Source organism: Azospirillum himalayense (assembly GCF_042657465.1).
GTDB lineage: Bacteria > Pseudomonadota > Alphaproteobacteria > Azospirillales > Azospirillaceae > Azospirillum > Azospirillum himalayense.
Map to the genome: position 1 here is coordinate 1 of NZ_JBHSLC010000104.1, position 2,519 is coordinate 2,519.

Sequence of the window (2,519 nt, forward strand, 5' to 3'; positions counted from 1 at the left end):
GCTTGACGCGCACCATGTCGAGCACCGGGATGCCCTCGGTGATGCACACCACCAGCGGGATCTCGGCGTCGATCGCCTCCAGGATGGCGTCGGCGGCGAAGGGCGGCGGCACGTAGATGACGCTGGCGTTGGCGCCGGTCTTCTCGACCGCGTCGGCCACCGTGTCGAAGACCGGCAGGTCGAGGTGCTTGGTGCCGCCCTTGCCCGGGGTGACGCCGCCGACCATCTTGGTGCCGTAGGCGATCGCCTGCTCGGAATGGAAGGTGCCCTGGGCTCCGGTGAAGCCCTGGCAGATCACCTTCGTGTTCTTATCGACGAGAACAGCCATCTTACGCGGCCTCCTTCACGGCCTTGACCACCTTCTCGGCGGCGTCGGCGAGGTTGTCGGCCGACAGGATCGGCAATCCGGACTCGGCAAGGATCTTCTTGCCCAGCTCGACGTTCGTGCCTTCCAGACGGACGACCAGAGGCACATGCAGCTTCACGTCGCGGGCCGCCGTGACGACGCCTTCGGCGATGACGTCGCAGCGCATGATGCCGCCGAAGATATTGACCAGGATTCCGCTCACATTGGGATCGGAGAGGATCAGCTTGAAGGCCGCGGTGACGCGCTCCTTGGTGGCGCCGCCGCCGACGTCGAGGAAGTTGGCCGGCTCGCCGCCGTACAGCTTGATGATGTCCATGGTGCCCATGGCCAAGCCGGCGCCGTTGACCATGCAGCCGATGTTGCCGTCCAGCTTGACGTAGTTCAGGTCGTGCTTGGCGGCTTCGACCTCGGCCGGGTCCTCTTCGGCGACGTCGCGCAGCTCGGCCACGTTCTTGTGGCGGAACAGCGCGTTGTCGTCGAAGCTCATCTTGGCGTCGAGCGCCAGGATCTCGCCCGAGCCGGTGACGATCAGCGGGTTGATCTCGACGATCGCGCAGTCCAGCTCGGTGAAGGCGCGGTACATGGCGGTCAGGAACTTCGCCGCCGCCCCGACCTGCTTGCCTTCGAGGCCGAGCGCGAAGGCGACCTTGCGGGTGTGGTAGCCCTGGATGCCGGTGGCCGGGTCGATGGCGACCTTGACGATCTTCTCCGGCGTGTTGTGGGCGACCTCTTCGATCTCCATGCCGCCTTCGGTGGACGCCATGATGGTGACGCGGCCGGTGGCCCGGTCGACCAGCAGGCCGAGATACAGCTCGCGCTTGATGTCGGCGCCTTCCTCGACGTAGAGGCGCTTGACCTCGCGGCCGTCCGGACCGGTCTGCTTGGTGACCAGAACATGGCCCAACATCTCGGCGGCGTTCTTGCCGACCTCCTCGATGGACTTGACGACGCGGACGCCGCCCTTGCCCTCGGGGTTGTCCTTGAAGCGGCCGGCGCCGCGGCCGCCCGCGTGGATCTGGGACTTCACGACCCACACCGGGCCACCCAGTTCGCGGGCGACGGTCTCGGCCTCCTCGGGAGAGAACGCGACGCCGCCGCGGGGCACCGCGACGCCGTACGTCTTCAGCAGGCCTTTGGCCTGATACTCATGGATGTTCATGGCTGTCTTCGGGGCTGTCTTCGGGTGTTTAAAATGGAAGGGTGCGGGGCGCAGGCCGGCATCGGCGCTGACGCTTTCCGCGCCGGCACCCTGCGTCCTGTGCTGAATCCGTGGAAGAATAACGGTGTGAGCCTGCGGCTCACCGGATGTGTGCGTCAACGCCCCCGCTCTTCGGGACTGCGTGCGCCTGTTATCCGTGCTGCATGGAACGGGCGTCCCGACGGGGACGCCCCTGCCACGGCTATCTTTACTCGGCGGCCATGCGGGGAACGACCAGCCCCAGCGCGCCGCTGTCGCGGACCTCGCCGATGCGGCGTTCGTCGAAGCCGAGAACCTCGCGCAGGATCTCGTCGGTGTGCTCGCCCAGCAGCGGCGACCGCGTGACCTCGGTCGGGCTGTCCGACAGCTTGATCGGGTTGCCGACCGTCAGGTACTTGCCGCGCGTCGGGTGGTCGACCTCGACGATGGTGCCGGTCTCGCGCAGCGACTGGTCCTCCGCCAGCTCCTTCATCGACAGGATGGGGCCGCAGGGGATGTCGTGCTTGTTCAGGATCTCCATGACCTCGAACTTCGTCTTGGTCATGGTCCATTCTTCGACGGTCGCGAAGATGTCCTTCAGGCGCGGCAGGCGCGCGGCGGGCGTCGCGTAGTCCGGATCGGTGATCCACTCCGGCTTGCCGATGACGTCGCAGATCTTCGCCCACACCGGCGCCTGGGTGATGAAGTAGATGTAGGCGTTGGGATCGGTCTCCCAGCCCTTGCATTTCAGGATCCAGCCCGGCTGGCCGCCGCCCGAGGCGTTGCCGGCGCGCGGCACGGTGTCGCCGAATTCGCCGTTCGGGTATTGCGGGTACTCTTTCAGCGGGCCGCGCTCCAGCCGCTGCTGGTCGCGTAGCTTGACGCGGCAGAGGTTCAGCACGGCGTCCTGCATGGCCGCCAGCACCTTCTGGCCGCGCCCGGTCTGGGTGCGCTGGTAGAGCGCCGTGACGATGC

2 protein-coding genes and 1 pseudogene are annotated in these 2,519 nt (G+C 66.9%); all 3 read right to left on the minus strand.

The features are described from left to right. Positions 1-328: pseudogene (locus tag ACFPMG_RS28065) on the minus strand (succinate--CoA ligase subunit alpha); the annotation flags it as partial. Between the two features lies 1 nt (position 329). Then, positions 330-1,526: an ADP-forming succinate--CoA ligase subunit beta gene (sucC, locus tag ACFPMG_RS28070; RefSeq protein ID WP_376998486.1), complete on the minus strand. Its 1,197-nt coding sequence runs from the start codon at positions 1,524-1,526 to the stop codon at positions 330-332. A gap of 247 nt (positions 1,527-1,773) precedes the next feature. Further along, a partial coding sequence (locus ACFPMG_RS28075; protein WP_376998487.1) for a CoA transferase occupies positions 1,774-2,519 on the minus strand: 746 nt, incomplete at its 5' end.